The organism is Bartonella sp. AU16XJBT (assembly GCF_028618665.1).
Classification (GTDB): Bacteria; Pseudomonadota; Alphaproteobacteria; order Rhizobiales; family Rhizobiaceae; genus Bartonella.
Genome location: NZ_JAQITF010000053.1, coordinates 1 through 2,630, shown reverse-complemented (window position 1 = coordinate 2,630; position 2,630 = coordinate 1). Strand labels below are relative to the sequence as shown.

Annotated in this window: 1 protein-coding gene and 1 pseudogene; both read left to right on the top strand. The window is 45.1% G+C overall.

What is annotated here, in order from left to right; all coding sequences use genetic code 11:
• Positions 1-608: pseudogene (locus PVV66_RS09365) on the top strand (PBSX family phage terminase large subunit); the annotation flags it as partial.
• Positions 593-2,611, top strand: a complete 2,019-nt coding sequence (locus PVV66_RS09360; protein WP_273719594.1) for a portal protein — start codon at positions 593-595, stop codon at positions 2,609-2,611. The pseudogene PVV66_RS09365 and the gene PVV66_RS09360, both read left to right, overlap by 16 nt.
• Positions 2,612-2,630 lie beyond the last annotated feature (19 nt).

Below are 2,630 nucleotides of genomic sequence, written 5' to 3'. Positions count from 1 at the left end.
AGGGGCGGATAGGGCGTGTTGCGCGTGATCCTTTAATGCAGATACGCGCCTTTTGGGATATTGGGGGCACAGGAGCCAAGGCAGATGCAACAGCGATATGGATAGCACAATTTGTAGGTAGAGAGATCAGAGTGCTTGATTATTACGAAGCACAGGGGCAGCCGTTATCAGAACATATCGGTTGGTTGCGTCACAATGGCTATGAGAAGGCATTGATGGTTTTACCCCATGATGGTGCGACCAGAGACCGTGTGCATAATGTGAGTTTTGAGAGTGCTTTAAATGATGCGGGTTTTGAAACGCAAGTGATACCAAATCAAGGGGCTGGTGCTGTCAAAATGCGAATAGAGGCAGTGCGACGTATTTTGCCTTCAGTTTGGTTCAATGAGGAGACGACCGTAGCAGGACGTAAGGCACTGAATTGGTATCATGAGAAATGGGATGAGAAGCGTAATATTGGTTTGGGAGCAGAGCATGATTGGTCCAGTCATGGTGCGGATGCCTTTGGATTGATGTGTGTGGGTTATGAACAGCCAATGCAGAAACAGAAGAGACCAGCTTATAGCGGTAGAGAAACTTATGAAAGCACGTCATGGATGGCAGAATGATGCATGATGAAGAGCATTTAGACAAAGAAATTAACGCATCAGATTTGTCAACAGAAGGCTTGTTTCGCAAGTTAGTCAATTGGTACAAAGAAGATGTTGAGCATGTGAACAAATGGCGTGAGCATGCAAGGGAGGATTTCCAATTTTACAATGGTGATCAGTGGAATGAAGCAGATTTAACGGCATTAAAAGAACAACGCCGCCCCGTTATGACCTTTAATCGCATTGCACCACTTGTGAATGCAGTTGTGGGTTCAGAACGCAATAATAAGCGCGAAGTGCAATTTATTCCCCGTCAAATAGGCAAAGCATTGCCAAGTGAATTGCTTACGGGAGCAGCGGAATGGTTTCGCGATACGGCACATGCGGAATATGCGGATTCTGATGCTTTCCAAGATGCTGTCATCTGCGGAATGGGGTGGACCGATACGCGGCTTGATTATGAGAATAGTCTTGATGGTGAGCCCGTTATTACGCGTTTAGATCCCTTGAAAATGGTTTGGGATAGTGCGGCAGTGCAACCGAATTTAACCGATGCACAACGGATGTGGTATGTAGATCGCAAGCCCTTGGAAGTTGCCAAGCAAATGTTTCCAAAAGCCCATTGGAGTGAACTGAGTGCGGATTGGGCGAGAGATGGCGTTGCTTATGAAGGCATTCATCATAACGATCTTGAAGCGTATAATGATGAGAAGGGCATTGATGTTGAAAACGGTCGACGGATGGTCACGCTTGTTGAATGCCGTTGGTTTGAAAGCGAGAAATATTACAAGGCGCCCGATTTAGAAACGGGAGAACTTCGTGATTACAGCGAAGAGGAGTTTAAGCAACTCCAATGTATGATGCCCGATATCCAAGGGGCGGCTTTCAATAAAAAGGTTGTTAAACGCGCTTTTTTAGGAAGAAAATTGCTTGAAACGCCCGATCAACCTTTAGTTCCTGCGGGTCAATTGGGTTGGGAGTGTATCACGGGGTATTTTGATAAGATAGAACGGCAATTTTATGGGGTTGTAAGACCGACAAAAGATCCGCAACGCTGGGCAAATAAATATTTTAGTCAAGTCATGCACATTCTCAACAGCCAATCCAAAGGCGGGATAATGGCAGAGAAGGGGGCATTTGAAGACGAGCGAGAAGCGGTAAAAAGTTGGAGCAGGGTAGATAGTATTACGGTTTTGAAAAATGGCGCTTTGGCTGGTGGTAAAATACAACCCAAACCCGTAGCGCAATTTCCAACCGGTTTTTTCCAACTGTTTAATGAAGCGAAAGAAGCGATTAATCAAGTTACGGGTTTATCGCCCGAGTTTATTGGAACGAGAGAAGTTTCACAAGCAGGGATTTTAGAGGCACAACGGCGTCAATCCAGTCTTAATTTGCTTGCTTGTTTGTTTGATGGTTTGCGTTTGTATCGCAAAAGGCAGGGCAAGATTATTTTGCACTTGATACAGAATTATCTGTCAGATGGTCGCTTGGTACGGATATCGGGAGAGGAGAATGCACAATATATTCCCTTAACGCGTGAAGCTGTCATGAGTGTTGATTATGATATTGTGGTAGACGATGCGCCAACCAGTCCGAACGAAAAAGAGCGTACCTTTGGCATTATTACGCAGCTGTTACCGTTGCTTCAAAATGCCGTTACACCGGATATCATGCTTGATTTACTTCGTTATTCACCATTGCCTGCGTCTCTGCTTAATCGTGTAAGTGAGAAGATGCAACAGCAGCAAATGGCACAACAAGCCCAACAACAGCAAATGAATCCAGAACAAGAGATGAAGTTGCAAGAAAAGCAGCAGGATATTGCTGCTAAAAGTCAGATGCAACAGATGGATTTACAAGGAAAGCAGCTTGAATTGGTCATGCGTCAAGAGAGAGCAAAATTGGAAGCGGAATTGATGCAACAACGCCATGAGCTTGAACGGGAGCGTATTCTTAATGAACGAGCGCAAAATCAGATTATGCGGGAGAGAGCCGCAACGTACAGGGGAAGAAGCATTTAAGAGAGGTTAGAGAATGAAT